The sequence below is a fragment of the Aquabacter spiritensis genome, assembly GCF_004346185.1.
Classification (GTDB): domain Bacteria; phylum Pseudomonadota; class Alphaproteobacteria; order Rhizobiales; family Xanthobacteraceae; genus Aquabacter; species Aquabacter spiritensis.
Window position 1 is genome coordinate 199,340 of the sequence record NZ_SMAI01000006.1, and the last position, 16,604, is coordinate 215,943.

General features: G+C 65.9%; 13 protein-coding genes. 8 read left to right on the forward strand and 5 right to left on the reverse strand.

The window, feature by feature from the left end; all coding sequences use genetic code 11:
• The first annotated feature begins 244 nt into the window (after positions 1-244).
• Positions 245-1,378: a zinc-binding metallopeptidase family protein gene (locus tag EDC64_RS11775; protein ID WP_132031496.1), complete on the forward strand. Its 1,134-nt coding sequence runs from the start codon at positions 245-247 to the stop codon at positions 1,376-1,378.
• Between the two features lie 87 nt (positions 1,379-1,465).
• Here the strand turns inward: EDC64_RS11775 and EDC64_RS11780 are convergent, their stop codons facing one another.
• The 3 genes from EDC64_RS11780 to EDC64_RS11790 all read right to left on the reverse strand — a co-directional run bounded on the left by EDC64_RS11780 (position 1,466) and on the right by EDC64_RS11790 (position 3,631).
• Positions 1,466-1,888, reverse strand: coding sequence for an OsmC family protein (locus EDC64_RS11780; protein ID WP_132031497.1), 423 nt, complete (start codon positions 1,886-1,888; stop codon positions 1,466-1,468).
• A 92-nt stretch (positions 1,889-1,980) separates the two neighbouring features.
• Positions 1,981-2,616 (reverse strand): alpha/beta hydrolase, encoded by a 636-nt coding sequence (locus tag EDC64_RS11785; protein WP_132031498.1) that lies wholly within the window; start codon positions 2,614-2,616, stop codon positions 1,981-1,983.
• Between the two features lie 88 nt (positions 2,617-2,704).
• Positions 2,705-3,631, reverse strand: a complete 927-nt coding sequence (locus tag EDC64_RS11790) for a ring-cleaving dioxygenase (protein ID WP_132031499.1) — start codon at positions 3,629-3,631, stop codon at positions 2,705-2,707.
• A gap of 291 nt (positions 3,632-3,922) precedes the next feature.
• Between EDC64_RS11790 and ilvD the strand changes: the two genes are divergently transcribed.
• Complete coding sequence (gene ilvD, locus EDC64_RS11795) at positions 3,923-5,779, forward strand: dihydroxy-acid dehydratase (protein WP_132031500.1); 1,857 nt, start codon at positions 3,923-3,925, stop codon at positions 5,777-5,779.
• Positions 5,780-5,824: 45 nt separating this feature from the next.
• On the opposite strand, the gene EDC64_RS11800 is transcribed toward ilvD, so the two are convergent.
• Positions 5,825-6,442, reverse strand: a complete 618-nt coding sequence (locus EDC64_RS11800) for a carboxymuconolactone decarboxylase family protein (RefSeq protein WP_132031501.1) — start codon at positions 6,440-6,442, stop codon at positions 5,825-5,827.
• A gap of 115 nt (positions 6,443-6,557) precedes the next feature.
• Positions 6,558-7,025, reverse strand: coding sequence for a CVNH domain-containing protein (locus EDC64_RS11805; protein WP_132031502.1), 468 nt, complete (start codon positions 7,023-7,025; stop codon positions 6,558-6,560).
• Positions 7,026-7,255: 230 nt separating this feature from the next.
• On the opposite strand from EDC64_RS11805, the gene EDC64_RS11810 reads away from it, so the two are divergent.
• The 6 genes from EDC64_RS11810 to lptB all read left to right on the forward strand — a co-directional run bounded on the left by EDC64_RS11810 (position 7,256) and on the right by lptB (position 16,585).
• Complete coding sequence (locus EDC64_RS11810) at positions 7,256-12,094, forward strand: rhamnan synthesis F family protein (RefSeq protein ID WP_132031503.1); 4,839 nt, start codon at positions 7,256-7,258, stop codon at positions 12,092-12,094.
• 288 nt (positions 12,095-12,382) lie between these two features.
• On the forward strand, positions 12,383-13,294 hold the full coding sequence (locus tag EDC64_RS11815; protein WP_132031504.1) for an NAD-dependent epimerase/dehydratase family protein: 912 nt from the start codon (positions 12,383-12,385) through the stop codon (positions 13,292-13,294).
• Between the two features lie 111 nt (positions 13,295-13,405).
• Positions 13,406-14,026 carry a ribonuclease D gene (locus EDC64_RS11820; protein ID WP_132031505.1) on the forward strand — a complete coding sequence of 207 codons (621 nt, stop codon included), beginning with the start codon at positions 13,406-13,408 and terminating at the stop codon, positions 14,024-14,026.
• Between the two features lie 108 nt (positions 14,027-14,134).
• Positions 14,135-14,863: an LPS export ABC transporter periplasmic protein LptC gene (gene lptC, locus EDC64_RS11825; protein ID WP_132031507.1), complete on the forward strand. Its 729-nt coding sequence runs from the start codon at positions 14,135-14,137 to the stop codon at positions 14,861-14,863.
• Complete coding sequence (locus EDC64_RS11830; RefSeq protein WP_132031509.1) at positions 14,860-15,426, forward strand: LptA/OstA family protein; 567 nt, start codon at positions 14,860-14,862, stop codon at positions 15,424-15,426. Before lptC ends, EDC64_RS11830 begins: the two co-directional genes overlap by 4 nt.
• A 262-nt stretch (positions 15,427-15,688) precedes the next feature.
• Positions 15,689-16,585: an LPS export ABC transporter ATP-binding protein gene (gene lptB, locus EDC64_RS11835; RefSeq protein WP_245504665.1), complete on the forward strand. Its 897-nt coding sequence runs from the start codon at positions 15,689-15,691 to the stop codon at positions 16,583-16,585.
• Positions 16,586-16,604 lie beyond the last annotated feature (19 nt).

The window sequence follows — 16,604 nt, forward strand, 5'->3', positions numbered from 1 at the left end:
CCTGATCCGGGTCGGCGACGAGACAGCACGGCGCTGTGGGTCCGTGCGGTGGCGGGCATGAAGAAAACCCTGCGAACCCGCCCGGTGCGGGAACCTCTTGGCTCGGCAATCGTCTTGGCACTGCGTGCTGCTGTGCGCGCGCCGGGTCCGCCGGGTGACGTCACCCGAGCGGCGAGTCCGGTGTTATCATTCATGCGGGACGGGTCCGGCACGGTCGCTGCTGGACGCCGGAAGCGGTGCAGTCATGAAGCTGTTCGAGTGCCAGAACTGCAAGAACCCGATCCATTTCGACAATGGCACCTGCCTGAATTGCGGCTTCCGCCTCGGCTTCCTGCCGGCGCAGGCCCGCATGACCGCCCTCGCCCCGAACGGCAGCGGCTTCAAAGCGCTCGCCGATCCCGGCCCGACCTATGTCTTCTGCGCCAATGCCGAGCACGACGTGTGCAATTGGCTGGTCCCGGAAGGCGGCGAGGCGTTCTGCCCGGCCTGCCATTTCAACCGCACGGTCCCCGACCTCGCCACACCGGGCAATGTCGATCTCTGGCGCCGGGTCGAGCAGGCCAAGCGCCACCTCTTCTATTCGCTGCGCCGCTGGGCGCTTCCGGTGCGCGACCGGGAGGAGGATCCCGAGCACGGGCTGGCCTTCGATTTCCTCGCCGACAGCCAGGCGCCGAATGGCGCGCCCCAGCCGGTCCTGACCGGGCACGACAGCGGCCTCATCACGCTCAACATCGCCGAGGCCGACGATGCCGAGCGCGAGAAGCGCCGCACCTCGATGAACGAGCCCTATCGCACCCCGGTCGGCCATTTCCGTCACGAGCTGGGTCACTATTACTGGGACCTCCTGGTCGCCGACGGCGGACCGCTGGAGCAGTGCCGCGCCCTGTTCGGCGACGAGCGCGCGGATTATGGCGAGGCGCTGAAGCGGCATTACGAAAGCGGCCCCCCGCCGGGCTGGCAGGACGCCTTCATCAGCTCCTATGCGACCGCCCATCCCTGGGAGGACTTCGCCGAGACCTGGGCGCATTATTTCCACATGGCCGACGCGCTGGAGACCGCCGCCTCGTTCGGCATCCAGGTCCGTCCGCGCGTGCGCAAGTCGGCCGACCTCGAAGTCGCCGTGCAGTTCGATCCGTACCGCGCCGGCGACGCCGAGGATCTGGTGGAGGCCTGGGTGCCTCTGACCGTGGCGATCAACAGTGTCAACCGCTCGATGGGCCAGCCGGACCTCTACCCCTTCGTCCTTTCGGCCCCGGTGGTCGAGAAGCTCCAGTTCGTCCACGACCTGATCCGCGCGACCCCCGACGCACTCAAAGCGCGCGAAGCCGACTGGCTCGCCCGCTGCGCCCCCGCGCGCGAGCCGGCCGTGGCGGACTGAGCCGAAAAGCCCCTGCCGTACCGGCTCCCGACACAGGACGGGAGCCTTCGATCCCGCATCACCGGCGCGGGATCGAAGGCGGGAGGATCAGGTCAGCGCCGCGTCGAGCGAAATGTCGGCGTTCAGCACTTTCGACACCGGACAGCCGGCCTTCGCCTTGCCCGCGAGATCCTGGAATGTCGCATCGTCGATGCCGGGGATGCTGGCACGCAGGGTCAGGGCGACGGCGGTGATGGCGAAGCCGTCCTCCTTTTTCACCAGTGTCACTTCGGCCTTGGTCTCCATGCGCTCGGCGGTGAAGCCGGCCTCGCCGAGGATCAGCGAGAGCGCCATGGTGAAGCAGCCGGCATGGGCGGCGCCGATCAGCTCCTCGGGATTGGTGCCGGGCTTGCCCTCGAAGCGGCTGGCGAAGCCGTAGGGATAGGCGTCGAGCGCCCCGCTCTTGGTCGAGATGGCGCCCTTGCCGTCTTTGATGCCGCCCGACCAGACCGCGGATCCGAATGTGGACATGAAGCACTCCTCTTTCTCGGCGGCGGAAGCGGGAAGCGCACCGCCGCTTCCTATTTAAGATGCGAACGCTGCGCGCGTGAGACGGCGGGCGCTCATTTCCCCGCGAGCCAGGTCTGCGCGAGCCATGTCTGCGCGATCGCGACGTCGGACTGGGTGAGGCCGTGCGCGGCGCGCAGCACGCGGTGCTCGACCTCGGCCCCTGCCGCCGCGAGCCGCGCCGCCAGGCGCTCGGCATTGGCGGCCGGGATGATCGGATCGGCATTGCCCGAAAGGATCAGAACCGGCTTGCCCGTCAAATCGCCCGCGGGCGCCTCTTCGAGCGGAACCATGGCGCGCAGCAGGACGGCGCCCGCCAGCGCCTGCGGCCGGCGATAGAGGATCGCCGCGGCGATGTTCGCGCCGTTCGAGAAGCCGACCGCGATCGGCGCGGGATGGCCGCAGCGGGCGCACGCCGTCTCGATGAAATCGGCCAGGGCATCGGCGCGCGCGCGCACGTCCTCGGCGTCGAACACGCCTTCCGCGAGGCGGCGGAAGAAGCGCGGCATGCCGTTCTCGAGCACCTGCCCGCGCGGCGAGATGAGCGCCGCGCCCGGCGACAGGAGCCGGCCGAGCGGCAGGAGGTCGTTCTCGTCCCCGCCCGTGCCGTGCAGCAGCAGAAGCGGCGTGCGGCCGGGCTCGGTCGCCGGCTCGTAGCGATGGACGAAGGGGATCGATGTATCGGTGGTCATGGCTGGATCCTCCGACGGGCGCGCCACCCGGAGGAGCGCGCGGACGGGGTGAGACGGGGCACCGCCCGGCCGGGCGGTGCCCGCAAGATCAGGACAGGTCCGGCAGGACGCGTTCGAGTTCTGCGCGCCGGGGCTCCAGGAAGCCGGGCAGCTTCAGCGCGTCACCGAGCGAGGCGGCCGGCTCGTCGACGGCGAAGCCGGGAATGTCGGTCGCGATCTCGAACAGCACCCCGCCGGGCTCACGGAAATAGACCGAACGGAAATAGTTGCGGTCCTTCTGCTCGGTGGTGCGGATCCCGTGATGCTCGGCGAGCCGGCGCACGATCTCCATCTCGGCGGCGTCGTCCGCCGCCCGGAACGCGACGTGATGGACGCTGCCGCCGCCAGGCCGGCCGCGCAGGAAGTCCCCGGCGACGCGAAGATCGACCACGCCGCCCAGCGCCGTCCCGGACCGGAAGCGGTGATAGGCGCCCTCGCTGCCCGCCGCGGCGAAGCCGAGGACGTCGGTGAGGATCGCGGCGGTGGGCGCCGCCTCCTTCACCAGCAGGCTGACGCCGTGAAAGCCGCGCACCGCATGCTCGGCCGGGATGTCGCCCGCCGACCAGGCCGCCTCAGCCTCGATGCCGGGCACCCCGACCAGAGCGAGGCGCATCCCGTCGGGATCGCGGAAGCCGAGCACGGTCTCGCCGAAGCGGCGGACCGGCGCATCGTGGGGTACGCTCTTCTCCACGAAGCGCTGGGTCCAATAGCCGACCGCCGCTTCCGGGATGCGGAAGGTGGTTTCCTGGGTCTCTCCGACGCCGAGGCGTCCCGGCGCGACATGCTCCCAGGGGAAGAAGGTGAGGATCGTGCCGGGGGAGCCGGCCGCGTCGCCGAAATAGAGGTGGTAGGTGCCAGGATCGTCGAAATTGACGGTCTTCTTCACCAGCCGCAGGCCCAGCACGCCGCGGTAGAAATCGAGATTGCGCCGCGCGGGGCCGGAAATGGCGGTGACGTGGTGGATACCGTTGGTCATTCGAATGTCCTCCGGAAAGGGGTGTGAGCATTGATTTAAGGAAAGCTCATTCAGATTTCCATCTTATGTTCATTGCATTCTTGCAATCGTTTTTGGCAGAAGCGCCGCCGCGCCATCGCCGCCTCCGGGCGGCAGACCCTCGCTGCGCCCTGTCCGGGGATGTCGCGCCCGCATGGCCGAAGCGCGACCCCTGTCCGCGAAAGGATTTCGCTCTGCCTGAATTCCCTCTAAGAGATGTGCGACACATTGGTCCGCAGAACACCCTGCACTGGAAATAAAGGTCTCGAGGACATGCCCCAGTATCGCTCGCGCACCTCCACCCACGGCCGCAACATGGCGGGCGCGCGCGGATTGTGGCGCGCCACCGGCATGAAGGACGGCGATTTCGGCAAGCCGATCATCGCGGTGGTGAATTCCTTCACGCAATTCGTGCCGGGCCATGTGCATCTGAAGGATCTCGGCCAACTTGTCGCCCGCGAAATCGAGAAGGCCGGCGGCGTCGCGAAAGAGTTCAACACCATCGCGGTCGACGACGGCATCGCGATGGGCCATGACGGGATGCTCTATTCTCTGCCCTCGCGCGAAATCATCGCCGACAGCGTGGAATATATGGTCAACGCGCATTGCGCCGACGCCATGGTCTGCATCTCCAATTGCGACAAGATCACCCCCGGCATGCTGATGGCCGCGATGCGCCTCAATGTCCCGGCCGTGTTCGTGTCCGGCGGCCCGATGGAGGCCGGCAAGGTGATCCTCTCGACCGGCGAGACCAAGTCGGTCGACCTGATCGACGCGATGATCTCCGCCGCCGACGAGCGGGTGTCCGACGAGGACGTGAAGGTGATGGAGCGCTCGGCCTGTCCGACCTGCGGCTCCTGCTCCGGCATGTTCACGGCCAATTCCATGAACTGCCTCACCGAGGCGCTCGGCCTCGCGCTGCCCGGCAACGGCTCGGTGCTCGCCACCCATTCCGATCGCGAGCGCCTGTTCGTCGAAGCCGGACATCTCATCGTCGATCTCGCCCGGCGCTATTACGAGCAGGACGATGCCAGCGTCCTGCCGCGCGCGATCGCCAGCTTCAAGGCGTTCGAGAACGCCATGACGCTCGACATCTCGATGGGCGGCTCGACCAATACCGTGCTGCATCTGCTCGCCGCGGCGAACGAGGGCGAAGTCGGCTTCACCATGGCGGACATCGATCGCCTGTCGCGCAAGGTCCCGGTCCTGTGCAAGGTCGCGCCGGCCGTCGCCAACATCCATATGGAAGACGTGCACCGCGCCGGCGGCATCATGGCGATCCTCGGCGAGCTCGATCGCGGCGGGCTGATCCACAATGATCTGCCGACCGTGCATGCCGCGACCATGTCCGAGGCGCTGGAGCGCTGGGACATCGTGCGCAGCCGCAGCGAAAGCGTGCAGACCTTCTTCCGCGCCGCGCCCGGCGGCGTGCCGACCCAGGTCGCCTTCAGCCAGTCGCGCCGCTGGGACGATCTCGACCTCGACCGCGAAGCCGGCGTGATCCGCAATGTGGCGCACGCTTATTCCAAGGACGGCGGTCTCGCGGTGCTGTACGGCAACATCGCCGAGGAAGGCTGCATCGTGAAGACCGCGGGGGTCGACGCCTCCAACCTCACCTTCACCGGTCCGGCGCGCATCTTCGAGAGCCAGGATGCGGCGGTGGAGGCGATCCTTTCGACCGGCCGCATCACCCCCGGCGACATCGTGCTGATCCGCTACGAGGGTCCGCGCGGCGGACCGGGCATGCAGGAAATGCTCTATCCGACCTCCTATCTGAAGTCGAAGGGGCTCGGCAAACAATGCGCGCTCGTCACCGACGGGCGGTTCTCGGGCGGCTCCTCGGGCCTGTCGATCGGCCATGTCTCGCCCGAAGCGGCCGAGGGCGGCGCGATCGGTCTGGTCGAGGACGGCGACACGATCGAGATCGACATCCCGAACCGCCGGATCCACCTCAAAGTGTCCGACGACGAGCTGGCGCGGCGCCGCGCCGCGATGGAGGCGAAGGGCGACAAGGCGTGGAAGCCGGCCGCCCGCACCCGCATCGTTTCGCAGGCGCTCCAGGCCTATGCGGCGCTCACCACCTCCGCCTCGCGGGGCGCGGTGCGGGACGTCTCCGCGCTGAAGCGCTGAGGGTCCAAGGGCGGGACACCGTCGCGCGTCCCGCGCCAGCGGCCGTCACGCCGGCTCGGACTTGCCGTGGGCGCCGAGCGACCATCCCCGCTTGTCGAGATCGTGCGAGGCCGCATAAGCGAGCGGCTTCTCCTCCAGCTCCGACTGCAAGGTGTCGTTCCAGCGGTTCAGGAAGCCGAACAAAGCGATGACGGCGACGATCTCGACGATCTGCTCGGTTGTGTAATGCGCCTTCAAAGCCTCGAAATCGGCGTCGGTCACGGCGTTCGGCACCAGAGCGGCGCCGAGCGCGACGCGCAGCGCGGTCCGCTCCGCCTCGGTGAAGAGCGGGCTGGTCTCGAATTCCCAGACCGCATCGATCTTTTCCCGCTCGCCCGCCGCCTGCGGCAGGCCATCGGCGTTCGCCACCGCATGGAGCATGCAATAATTGCAGCCGGCGGCACGGCTCGCGACATGGGCGACCAGCCATTTCAGCACGGGCGGAACCTGCCGCTCGACCCGTAGCGTGACATAAGCGAGATCGGTGAAGGCGCGCAGAATGTCCGGGACGTGGGCCATCATGCGCCACGCATTGGGCACGGTGCCGCCCTGCTGCTCGACCCGCGCGAACAGCGGTTCGAGTTCGCCGAGCTGATCGCGGGGCAGCATGGGGAGTCGGCTCATCGTCGGACCTCGGGCGTGGGAGGGAAGGAGCCGGCCGACCTTGCGGCGTCCGGCCCGTCAGAGAACCGCCGATCTCGCCGCGCATCAAGCAACCCGAGGCGGCAATCCGCAGGCATCACCGGCAGGTGAGCCGCCCGTCATTATTGGCGATGTCGCGGCCCGGGCCGCACCAGCTCGTCGCGGTCGTCGCGTCCACCCACCGCCCCCGCGAATCCTGACACGTGGCCTTCAGCCAGCCCGCCGAGACGCGGATATCCCGGCAGGTCGCCATATAGGATCCGGCCGGCGGACGTTCCGCGCCGAAGGCGCCTGTGCTCGGCGCGGCGCCGACCCCGCCGCTTTTGCAGACCAGCCGCCCGTCTTCATTGGCGATGTCGTTGCCGGACGCGCACCAGGACGGCACGGTCGTCGCCTGCACCCAGCGGCCCGACCGGTCCTGGCAGGTCGCATTGAGCCAGCCCGCGACCATGCGCACGTCCTGGCAGCTGGTGAGATAAGTCCCCGCCGGCGGTTGCTCGGCCGAAGCGGGGGCGGCGAAAAGGGCCATCGCGCAAAAGGCGAGGTGAAAAATGGCGATACGCATGGACCGTCCCCCTTGCAAGCTTCCGCCCGCACAATCGGTTGTTTCGTCCCCGGCGACGCGGCATCGACCGGTTCCAGAATTCTATCCCCCTTCAAATCCGCCCCGCGAGCAATCCGGAGGCACCGTCCGAGCGCAATATCCAGGTCCCGCCAGCCCCTGGATGCCGGCATGGACCAAAGCTGGCATCGGCAGTATAGAGACGCGCTTCCTTGTGCGGAGAGACTCTCAAGATGGGCGAAACAGGCTATGATGAAGAGTATTTCCGCTCGCATTGCGGCCTGCCCTACCATCGCGAAGAACCGCATTGGCTGAAGTTTTTCGGTGAAGTGGCGAATCGGATCGATGATCTTTTCGCTCCGCGGACTGTATTCGATGCTGGATGTGCAATCGGACTTCTTGTGGAGACCCTGCGCGCGCGGGGCATCGAAGCCTTCGGGCGTGACTTTTCGAGCTATGCGATCGGCCAAGTACCGGTCGGGCTGCAGCCCTTTTGCACATGCGGTTCGATCGCCGATCCGATAGAGGGCACGTTTGATCTCGTCACCTGCATCGAAGTCCTGGAGCACATGTCCCCCGAGGAGGGGCGCCGTGCGGTCGAAAATATGTGCCGTATCGCGCCACGCATTCTGTTTTCGTCGAGCCCGACCGATTTTACCGAGTCCACCCATATCAACGTCCAGCCGCCCATTTACTGGATGCAGCTTTTCGCGGAGCAGGGCTTCGGGCCGAAAGCGGACTTCGACGGTTCCTTTCTCACGCCGTGGGCCATCGTTTTCGAACGCCGGCCGGTCCCACCCGATTCCATCGAGCTGGAGGCCCAGGCCCGACTCTCGCTGACACGGATCCGGCTCGCCGACCAGAAGGCCAAAGAAGACACCGCGCGCGGCGTCCTGATCGGCGGATTTCAGTCCACGATCAACGACCTTCAGGCGCGCCTCTTGGCCGAGCAGACGGCGTGCGCGGCGGCGCGTGAGGCGCATGCCGCCGCGCACGCGGCAATGGCGCAGCAAAGCGCCAGCCTGACCGCTGCGCTCGCGGATCCCTTAGCGCGGATCGAGACGCTCGGACAGCAGCTGAACACCGTCGTCGGCGGGGAAACCGCGCTGACCGATCTCCGCGAGCGTCTCAGGGCCGCAGAAGCCGCGCATGCGCAGGCCCTACAGGCGCTGCACCTGGCAGAGAAGAACTTGATCGAAAGCAAAGCGGAAACGCGGGACCTGATGACCCGCTTGACCACGCACCAGGAAAGGCGCGCGCTGTTCAGGTTTCCCAAGCGGACAAGAACCGACGGCAAGAACCCAGACCCCGCCCCCCCGTCCCTCAGCCCGGAGGAAACCGAAGCCGAGACTTCGGGCCTCTTCGATACACCCTGGTATCTCGACCGCTATCCCGACATCCCGCGGGACCAGCATGCCGCCGTCCGCCATTTCTTCGAATTCGGCGCCGCGGAAGGGCGGGACCCCAATCGGCATTTCTCGACGCGCTGGTATGTGGCCGCCCATCCGGAGGTCGCGGCGAGCGGGCTCAACCCGCTCACTCATTACATCCGGCTGGGATCGCGGGCGGGCTTCAAGCCGTCCGAGGATTTCGACCCCGCTTGGTACCGCAGGACCTATCCCGACATCGTCAAGGCCGAACTCGAGCCCCTCACGCATTACCTGCACCACGGCGAGGCTGAAGGCCGCCGCCGCCATGCCACCGATCGCTCGCGGGATGTTGCCGACGCCATGCTTGCAATGGTCAAGGCACCATCGCCCGCGCGCGAACGTGTTTTGTTCGTCACGCACGCCCCGGGCGGACAGATCAAACCGCATCTGCGTCCCTATCTCGACGCATTGAGAGAATGCGGTCTGGCGGTCACGCTGATCATCGTCGCAGAGCCCACGGACGACGTCGATCCGTCGGCCCTGCTAGATCTCGTCGACGGCCTGTTCGTACGGGAGAATGGCGGCTTCGACTTCGCGGCATGGGCGCATGTCGCCCGCCAGATCGACATGTCCGGGGTTCAGCTTCTCTGCCTCGCCAATGACAGCATGGTCGGCCCCTTCTCGGTCGAGGCGATGCGACGGGTGATGGACCGCGTGCGCGCGTCCGACGCAGACTTGATCGGCCTCACCGACAATTACGAATTCAGGCACCATTTGCAGAGCTATTTTCTGGTCGCCAAGAACCGGGGCGTCGACAAGCTGACTGCGTTTCTGGGCTCCGTGCGGTGGCTGGAGACCAAGCAAGAAGTCATCATGTCTTACGAGTTGGAGACCCTCGATGCCTTCACGGCCGCGGGGCTGACGGGAGAAGCTCTGTTTCCCTCGCGGAGCGAGGTCAATCGCACCACCAACGAATGGCGGGCGCTGATCGAAGAGGGTTTCCCTTTCATCAAGATGATCGTCCTCCAATCCCTGGACGCGGAGCAAAGGCGATCAGTGTTATCCGAACAGGGCTACGATCCGACTTTCGCCGAAGCCAGCATCGCTCTGTTTCCAAAGAGGCCGTCCTCCACACCGCCGTCCAACGATGACCGGGACGAGCTTCTCGCGATCAATGCTGCCCTCAGGGGCCAGATCGAGAGCGCTCTGGTTCACGCGGACCATGCCGCGGCGCGGATCACCGCACTGGAGCATGAGGTGTCCCGGAATCGGAAGCGCCCTTGGCGGCTGGTTCGGAGCAAGTTGAAATACCCGCTCTACAGGTGGCTCGCGACCTTCAGCCCGCCTTTGTCCGCGTCGCGCGCAGCGATATACGCTGATCGTGCGGCACGTCACGACCCCCATCGGGCCGAATTCGGACCATCGGTCGCCACCGCCCTCCTCCCCCCCCCCCGGCCTGCCCAGGCGGCGCGGATCTATCCCGGCCGCAAAAAGCCCGATCCGACTCGGGGAAACGTACTGGTCGTCAGCCACCAGGCGAGTCGGACCGGTGCGCCGATCCTGGCGTTGAACATCGGCGAGCGGCTTTCATCCCGCTACAACATCTTCTTCCTGTGCCTAACCGGCGGTGACCTCATCGATGATTTCTGCGCCGTGTCCGCGGCAGTCGTCGATGCAAACCTCCACAGCATGGAGTCGGCGCATTACGAACAGCTGATTCAGCGGCTCGTTACGAAGGAGCGGTTTGCATTCGCCGTTGTAAATTCTGTCGAATCTCATGCGGTTTTGCGACCGCTGCACGAAAACGGCGTGCCGTCGGTGGCCCTGCTCCACGAATTTGCATCCTATACCGGAAAGAAGTCGGCTTTCCCCGAAGCCCTCCGCTGGGCCGCCGAGACCGTCTTCTCGACGCGCCTGACACTGGACAATGCATTCGACAATAACCTGATGGACTTTACGCCGAGGCTGCACGTCCTCCCGCAGGGCAAATGCAATCCGCCGGAACAGACCGTCTCGGAAGCCTCTCGTAGTGCCGAAAAGGCACGCCTTCGCGAGGTCCTGGCCCCCCTGCCGGCCGCGCGCAAGAGGTTCCAAGTTCTCGGTGCCGGGACCGTCGAAATCCGCAAGGGCGTAGACCTCTTCATCGAAACCGCCACACGCGTCCTGGCGTCTCCAGGATCGGATCATATCCATTTCGTATGGATTGGGGCGGGCTACGCGCCGGACCGGGACTATGCCTACTCGGTTTATCTGCGCGACCAGATCCAGCGGGCCGGGATCGAGCATCGCGTGACAATGCTGCCGGCGACTTCCGAAATCGGGTTCGTTTACGAATTCACCGACGTATTGCTGCTGCCCAGTCGCCTCGATCCGCTGCCGAACGTGGGAATCGACGCACTGTGCCTCGGGATCCCGGTTCTATGCTTCAAGGAAGCCACTGGAATAGCGGACCTGCTCACGTCCGCCGGGCTCGAGGACACGTGCGTCGCGGATTATATCGACACCGCCGATATCGCTGGAAAGCTCCTCGCGCTCGCCTCCTCGGAGACGCTCTATCAGTCGGTCTCCGAAAGGACGAAGGCGTATGCGGACAAATCCGTGGATCTCGACGGATATGTCGCGCGCCTCGAAGCGCTGGCGCTGAACGCCACCCGCCGCGCGGCGGGCAAGGCCGTCGATGCGGCGGAAATAGTGCGCTCCGGGCATTTTCGAGCGGACTTCTTCGAAGCCGCCGACCGCACGGCGTCCCCGCCCAGCGAGATTGTCGGCGACTATTTCGAAAGCCTCAACTGGGTCGGCGCCGCCCGAAAGCCGGAACCCGGCTTCAACCCCTTCATCTATGCCGATACGCCTGCGAGCGGGTATGATGGACTGACGGATGCCTATGCGGATTTTCTGCGCAAGGGGCGTCCCCCTGGTCCCTGGAAGGTGCCCGTCCTCGAAGGCGGAGGGGAATTCGACAGCCCGTCCGCGGCCTCGGTGAAGGCTGCCCTCCACATTCATGCCTATTTCACCGACCGGTTGCCGGAAATCTCCGAGCGTTTGTCTTTGAACCAATCGCACCCCGATCTCTTCATCAGCGTGGATGAAGCGACGCCGACCGATAAGGTGCGCAACGTCTTCAAATCCTACCGAGGACGGGTGGTGGTGCGCCCGACCCAGAATATCGGGCGAGACATCGCACCCTTTCTAACGGCATTCGGACCCGAACTGGTTCGCGACTACGAGGTGATCGGGCATATTCATGTCAAGAAGAGCAGCCGGCTGGGAAGCGTGGCGTTTGTCGAGGCATGGAGCGACTTCCTTCTGGAAAACATGCTCGGCGGTGCGCGTGGCGGCCCGATGCTCGACCGAATCCTGGGCCGATTCGAGCAGGATGCGAAAACCGGTCTGATCTATCCCGACGACCCGCATATTTTCGGCTGGACCCGGAACTTGCGCAAAGCCGAGCGCATCGCGCGGACGATGGGGCACGCGACTTTGCCGCGAATGATCAATTTTCCCATCGGCACCATGTTCTGGATACGCGCTGCGGCGCTCAAGCCCTTCATCGACCTGGGCCTCGACTGGGCCGACTATCCGCGCGAGCCGCTTCCCGACGACGGCACGGACCTGCATGCGCTCGAACGCCTGTTCGGGGTCGTTCCCATGCTCGCGGGCTGGCAGACGACGGTGACGAACATACGAGGTGTGACACGCTAGAGCCCAAGCCGCCCCGTCGAAACGACGTGATCGGCGGAACCGCCTGCAATTCTTGATAGAGCACGGTTCCGATCAGATCGCGCGGCAATTTGATTGGCGCGCCGTCTCGGACGGAGTTTGATCGGGCGAATTCGGCCGGATGGGCGATGCGACTTTTCCAGAACCTTCATAGACACTGCCTTACCCTTTTGCACGCATGCGCCAAAGGGACCTTTTCCGGAGGGGGCTGTGCGGCCGCATCTGGAAGGACGCAGTTTTGATTGTTTCAGTGCGACGAGAACATTCTGCATGAAAACACTCGTGATCGGGGGATGCGGATTCATCGGCTCCCACGTCGTCGATCGGCTGCTCGTCCATGGGCATTCGGTCAAGGTTTTCGACCGCCAGATGGAACGGTTTCGTCCGCCACTGGACGGGGTCGAATATGTGATCGGCGACTTCGGCGACCAGATGGCGGTCATCGACGCCTTGGCGGGTGTCGATGCCGTCATGCACCTCGCGAGCACCACTTTCCCCAGCACCGCCGATCTCAACCCGGCGCTCGATGTCCAGGGCAACCTCGTCGGGACATTGTCCCTGCTGGATGCGATGGACCGGCTGGGCGTTGCACGAATTCTGTTCCTGTCGTCCGGCGGGACGGTCTATGGCCGTCCCGACCAAGTGCCCATTCCGGAGACGCACCCTCTTCGGCCGATCAATTCCTACGGCATCGTCAAGGTGGCGATCGAGCATTACCTCGAAATGTACCGTCGGACGCGGAAGATCTCTCCCGTCGCCATCCGCGCTTCCAATCCCTACGGTCCGCGGCAGGGCCATACCGGCGTTCAGGGCGTGATTTCGACCTTCCTGACCCGTCTTCGGCGGGGAGAGACACTCGAAATCTGGGGCGATGGAAGCGTCGTCCGGGATTACGTGCATGTGGCGGAACTCGCCGACCTCTGCGCACGCGCCATCGCGACCGACAGGACGGGGGCATATAATGCCGGGAGCGGGCAAGGCACCTCTCTGCGGGAGGTGGTCGAAATCCTGGAAACGGTCACCGGCCGCGCCATCGCCCCGATCTACAAGCCGGGACGGGCGATCGACGTCCGGGAGTCGGTGCTGGACATCGCGCGAGCACAGGCCGATTTCGGATGGCGGAGCACAATTCCGTTGGTCGAAGGGGTCGCCGCGACCTATGACTGGATGTGTCGCGAATGAGCCCCTGCGACCGCGCGCCTCTCCCCACGACGAAGATGGTGCCGGCGTCTGAATTTCGGCTATGACCTATCGCGACACCTCGACTGACACCCTCCGAGTGAAGACGCCCTGATGACCATCCGCCTGCACAAGGGCGACCTGCCGGACGAGTTTCGTCCCGCGCCGGTCGTCGCCATCGACACCGAGACGCTGGGTCTCAATCCGCATCGCGATCGGCTTTGTCTGGTCCAGCTCTCGAACGGCGACGGCAGCGCGGATCTCGTTCAGGTGCCGCGTGGCGCGGATGCGGCCGGCGCGCCGAACCTCGTCCGGCTCCTCGCCGATCCGGCGGTGGTGAAGCTGTTCCACTTCGCCCGTTTCGACGTCGCGGTCCTCAGCCGCACCTATGGCGTGGCCCCGGCACCCGTCTTCTGCACCAAGATCGCCTCGCGCCTTTGCCGCACTTATACCGACCGGCACGGGCTGAAGGACCTGGTCCGCGAGCTGCTCGGCGTCGATCTCTCCAAGCAGCAGCAGAGTTCGGACTGGGCGGCCGCGGACCTGTCCGACGCGCAGCTCCATTATGCTGCCTCGGACGTGCTCTATCTGCATGCCTGCATGGAGAAGCTGGAGGCCATGCTGGCGCGCGAGGATCGCACCCAGATCGCCAAGTCCTGCTTCGATTTCCTGCCGACCCGCGCGCGTCTCGATCTCGCGGGCTGGTCGGAGGAGGATATCTTTTCACATTCATAGGGCCGAGCCGGCGCGCGCCGTCACGGGCCGCCTGATCGGGGTCCCGACTTGCACCACGGGCGCAATCCGTCCCATGGTGGGTTTGGGGCGCTTTTGTAAAGCAGAGCGATGAACGATTCCGCATCGCCGGTTCTCGACGGCCGGCGCGACACGGCGAGCTTCGGCGCGCACCAGACGGCCGATTACGGCCGCGCCTATCGCCACAGCCGGGCCGTGCGCTTCGCCAAGCGCGCGCTTCCGGTGGCGCTCGCCGGTGCGCTGGGGATTCTGATCCTCGGCGCAGTGGTGAAACAGCTCGGCGCCACGGTCGAACTGCCGTTCGAGATCGGCACCCTGCATTTGTCGGGGACACGCCTGACCATGGAAGTGCCGAAACTGTCCGGCTTCACCGATGACGGGCGTGGCTACCGGGTCAATGCCGCCACCGCCTCGCAGGACATGACCAATCCCGACGTGCTCGAACTCACCAATATCGACGCCCGGATGGAACTCGCCGACAAAGGCTGGGCGAGCGTCGCCTCGGCGGCGGGAACCGTGGACACCAAGCGGCAATTCATCCATTTGACCGGCGGCGTCCGGCTCGCCACCCATAGCGGCTATGCGGGAGAAATGCAGGATGCCGACGTGGACGTGAAGGCTGGCGCGCTCTCCACCACCAACCCTGTCCGCCTGACCTATCGCAGCGGCACGTTGGTCGCCGACCGCATGACCGTGACCGACCGGGGCAGCCGGGCGCTGTTCGAGGGCCATGTGCAGCTCGATTTCAGCATGACCGATATTCCCGCGCCTTCTGGGACGCCGGCGCCCGCCGCCCCCGCCGATGGAGCCAAGCGATGAGTCCCCGCCTTCCCGTTCTGGCCGCCCTGCTGCTCGCGAGCCTCGCCGGTCCCGCACTCGCCCAGCAGCCGCCGGGGAGCGTGCCCAACGCCCTCCAGGGCTTTGCCCGCAACCGCGACCAGCCGGTGCGGATCACCTCCAATTCCCTGGAAGTGCGCGACAAGGACAAGACCGCCGTGTTCGCCGGCAATGTGGTCGTGGTCCAAGGCGACACCACCATGCGCTCCCCGGAGCTTCTGGTATTTTATGAGGGCTCCGCGGCGCCCTCCGACACCGCGCCGCAGAGCACCAGCTCGATCCGCCGCCTCGAGGCCAAAGGCGGGGTCGTGGTCCAGACCAAGGAGCAGACGGCCACCGGTGACGTCGGCATCTTCGAGATGAAGACCAACACCGTGACCATGACCGGGCGGCCCGTCGTGCTGACCCAGGGGCCAAATGTGATCCGTGGCCAGAAACTGACCGTTGACCTCGTCACGGGAGTGTCAAAGATAGAAGGTGGTCGGGTCGAGAGCCTGATCGTGCCGGGCAGCGTCAAGCCGAACGAAGCGGCACCCCGGCGATAACCCCCGCAGGGTATCCCGTTACGCGACCGATCGTCGCGGAGCACACACCCAGATTGCGGCCTGAAATTTGCATATTGCAAAGGCTGGCTGAACGGGAAACACTGAAGGCCTCCAGGACGCGGCGGGGCCGGGGGGAGCCGGTGGCTCTCATCGAGCGGTCGGGCCGGCGTCCATTCAACGACCCTCAGGCGGCTGGGCGGTTCGGAACGATGCGCGTTTCGAGCCACGCGACGCCTTTGGGAGATCCGACCGGAGGCGCCGTTTGAACGTCTTTGCCATGTTCGGCTCCAAATCCTCGCCCGGCGGCAGAGCGGCGGACGACTCCCACCCGCACAGCGTCGCGGAGTGGGACGACAACGACCCGCAAGCCGACCCCTATGCGGAGGACGAGGCCGGATCCGATCTCGGCTACGGCATTCCCTATGCCGACCAGGCGCAGGTCTCGCTCGCCGCCTTCGATCTCGCGAAGAGCTATGGCGGCCGAAAGGTGGTGCGCGGCGTCAGCCTGAACGTGCGGCGCGGCGAGGCGGTCGGCCTGCTCGGCCCGAACGGCGCGGGAAAGACCACGGTCTTCTACATGATCACCGGCCTCGTGAAGGCGGATGCCGGCCGCATCGAACTCGAGGGCCACGACGTCACGCCTATGCCGATGTATCAGCGGGCGCGGCTCGGCATCGGCTATCTCCCGCAGGAGGCCTCGATCTTCCGGGGCCTGACGGTGGAGGACAATATCCTCGCCGTGCTCGAAGTGACCGAGCCGAACCGGCGCAAGCGCCGCGAGGAAGTGGATGCCCTCCTCGAAGAGTTCAAGATCACCCATGTCCGCAAGTCGCCCTCCATCGCGCTTTCGGGCGGCGAGCGGCGGCGCGTCGAGATCGCGCGCGCTTTGGCGAGCCGGCCGGCCTTCATGCTGCTCGACGAGCCGTTTGCCGGCATCGATCCGATCGCGGTCGGCGACATCCAGGCTTTGGTGCGCCACCTCACCACGCGCGGCATCGGCGTTCTGATCACCGACCACAATGTGCGCGAGACGCTCGGACTGATCGACCGCGCCTATATCATTCATTCGGGCACCGTCCTGATGGAGGGCGACAGCCAGTCGGTGGTCAACAGTGCCGACGTGCGCCGGCTCTATCTCGGCGAAGAGTTCCGCTTATGAGCGGCGCCCGCAGCCTCGC

Bases quoted from the DNA above. Each gene is read 5' to 3' on its own strand.
- EDC64_RS11775 (WP_132031496.1), top strand. From the start codon at position 245: ATGAAGCTGTTCGAGTGCCAGAACTGCAAGAACCCGATCCATTTCGAC.
- EDC64_RS11780 (WP_132031497.1), bottom strand. From the start codon at position 1,888: ATGTCCACATTCGGATCCGCGGTCTGGTCGGGCGGCATCAAAGACGGC.
- EDC64_RS11785 (WP_132031498.1), bottom strand. From the start codon at position 2,616: ATGACCACCGATACATCGATCCCCTTCGTCCATCGCTACGAGCCGGCG.
- EDC64_RS11790 (WP_132031499.1), bottom strand. From the start codon at position 3,631: ATGACCAACGGTATCCACCACGTCACCGCCATTTCCGGCCCCGCGCGG.
- ilvD (WP_132031500.1), top strand. From the start codon at position 3,923: ATGCCCCAGTATCGCTCGCGCACCTCCACCCACGGCCGCAACATGGCG.
- EDC64_RS11800 (WP_132031501.1), bottom strand. From the start codon at position 6,442: ATGAGCCGACTCCCCATGCTGCCCCGCGATCAGCTCGGCGAACTCGAA.
- EDC64_RS11805 (WP_132031502.1), bottom strand. From the start codon at position 7,025: ATGCGTATCGCCATTTTTCACCTCGCCTTTTGCGCGATGGCCCTTTTC.
- EDC64_RS11810 (WP_132031503.1), top strand. From the start codon at position 7,256: ATGGGCGAAACAGGCTATGATGAAGAGTATTTCCGCTCGCATTGCGGC.
- EDC64_RS11815 (WP_132031504.1), top strand. From the start codon at position 12,383: ATGAAAACACTCGTGATCGGGGGATGCGGATTCATCGGCTCCCACGTC.
- EDC64_RS11820 (WP_132031505.1), top strand. From the start codon at position 13,406: ATGACCATCCGCCTGCACAAGGGCGACCTGCCGGACGAGTTTCGTCCC.
- lptC (WP_132031507.1), top strand. From the start codon at position 14,135: ATGAACGATTCCGCATCGCCGGTTCTCGACGGCCGGCGCGACACGGCG.
- EDC64_RS11830 (WP_132031509.1), top strand. From the start codon at position 14,860: ATGAGTCCCCGCCTTCCCGTTCTGGCCGCCCTGCTGCTCGCGAGCCTC.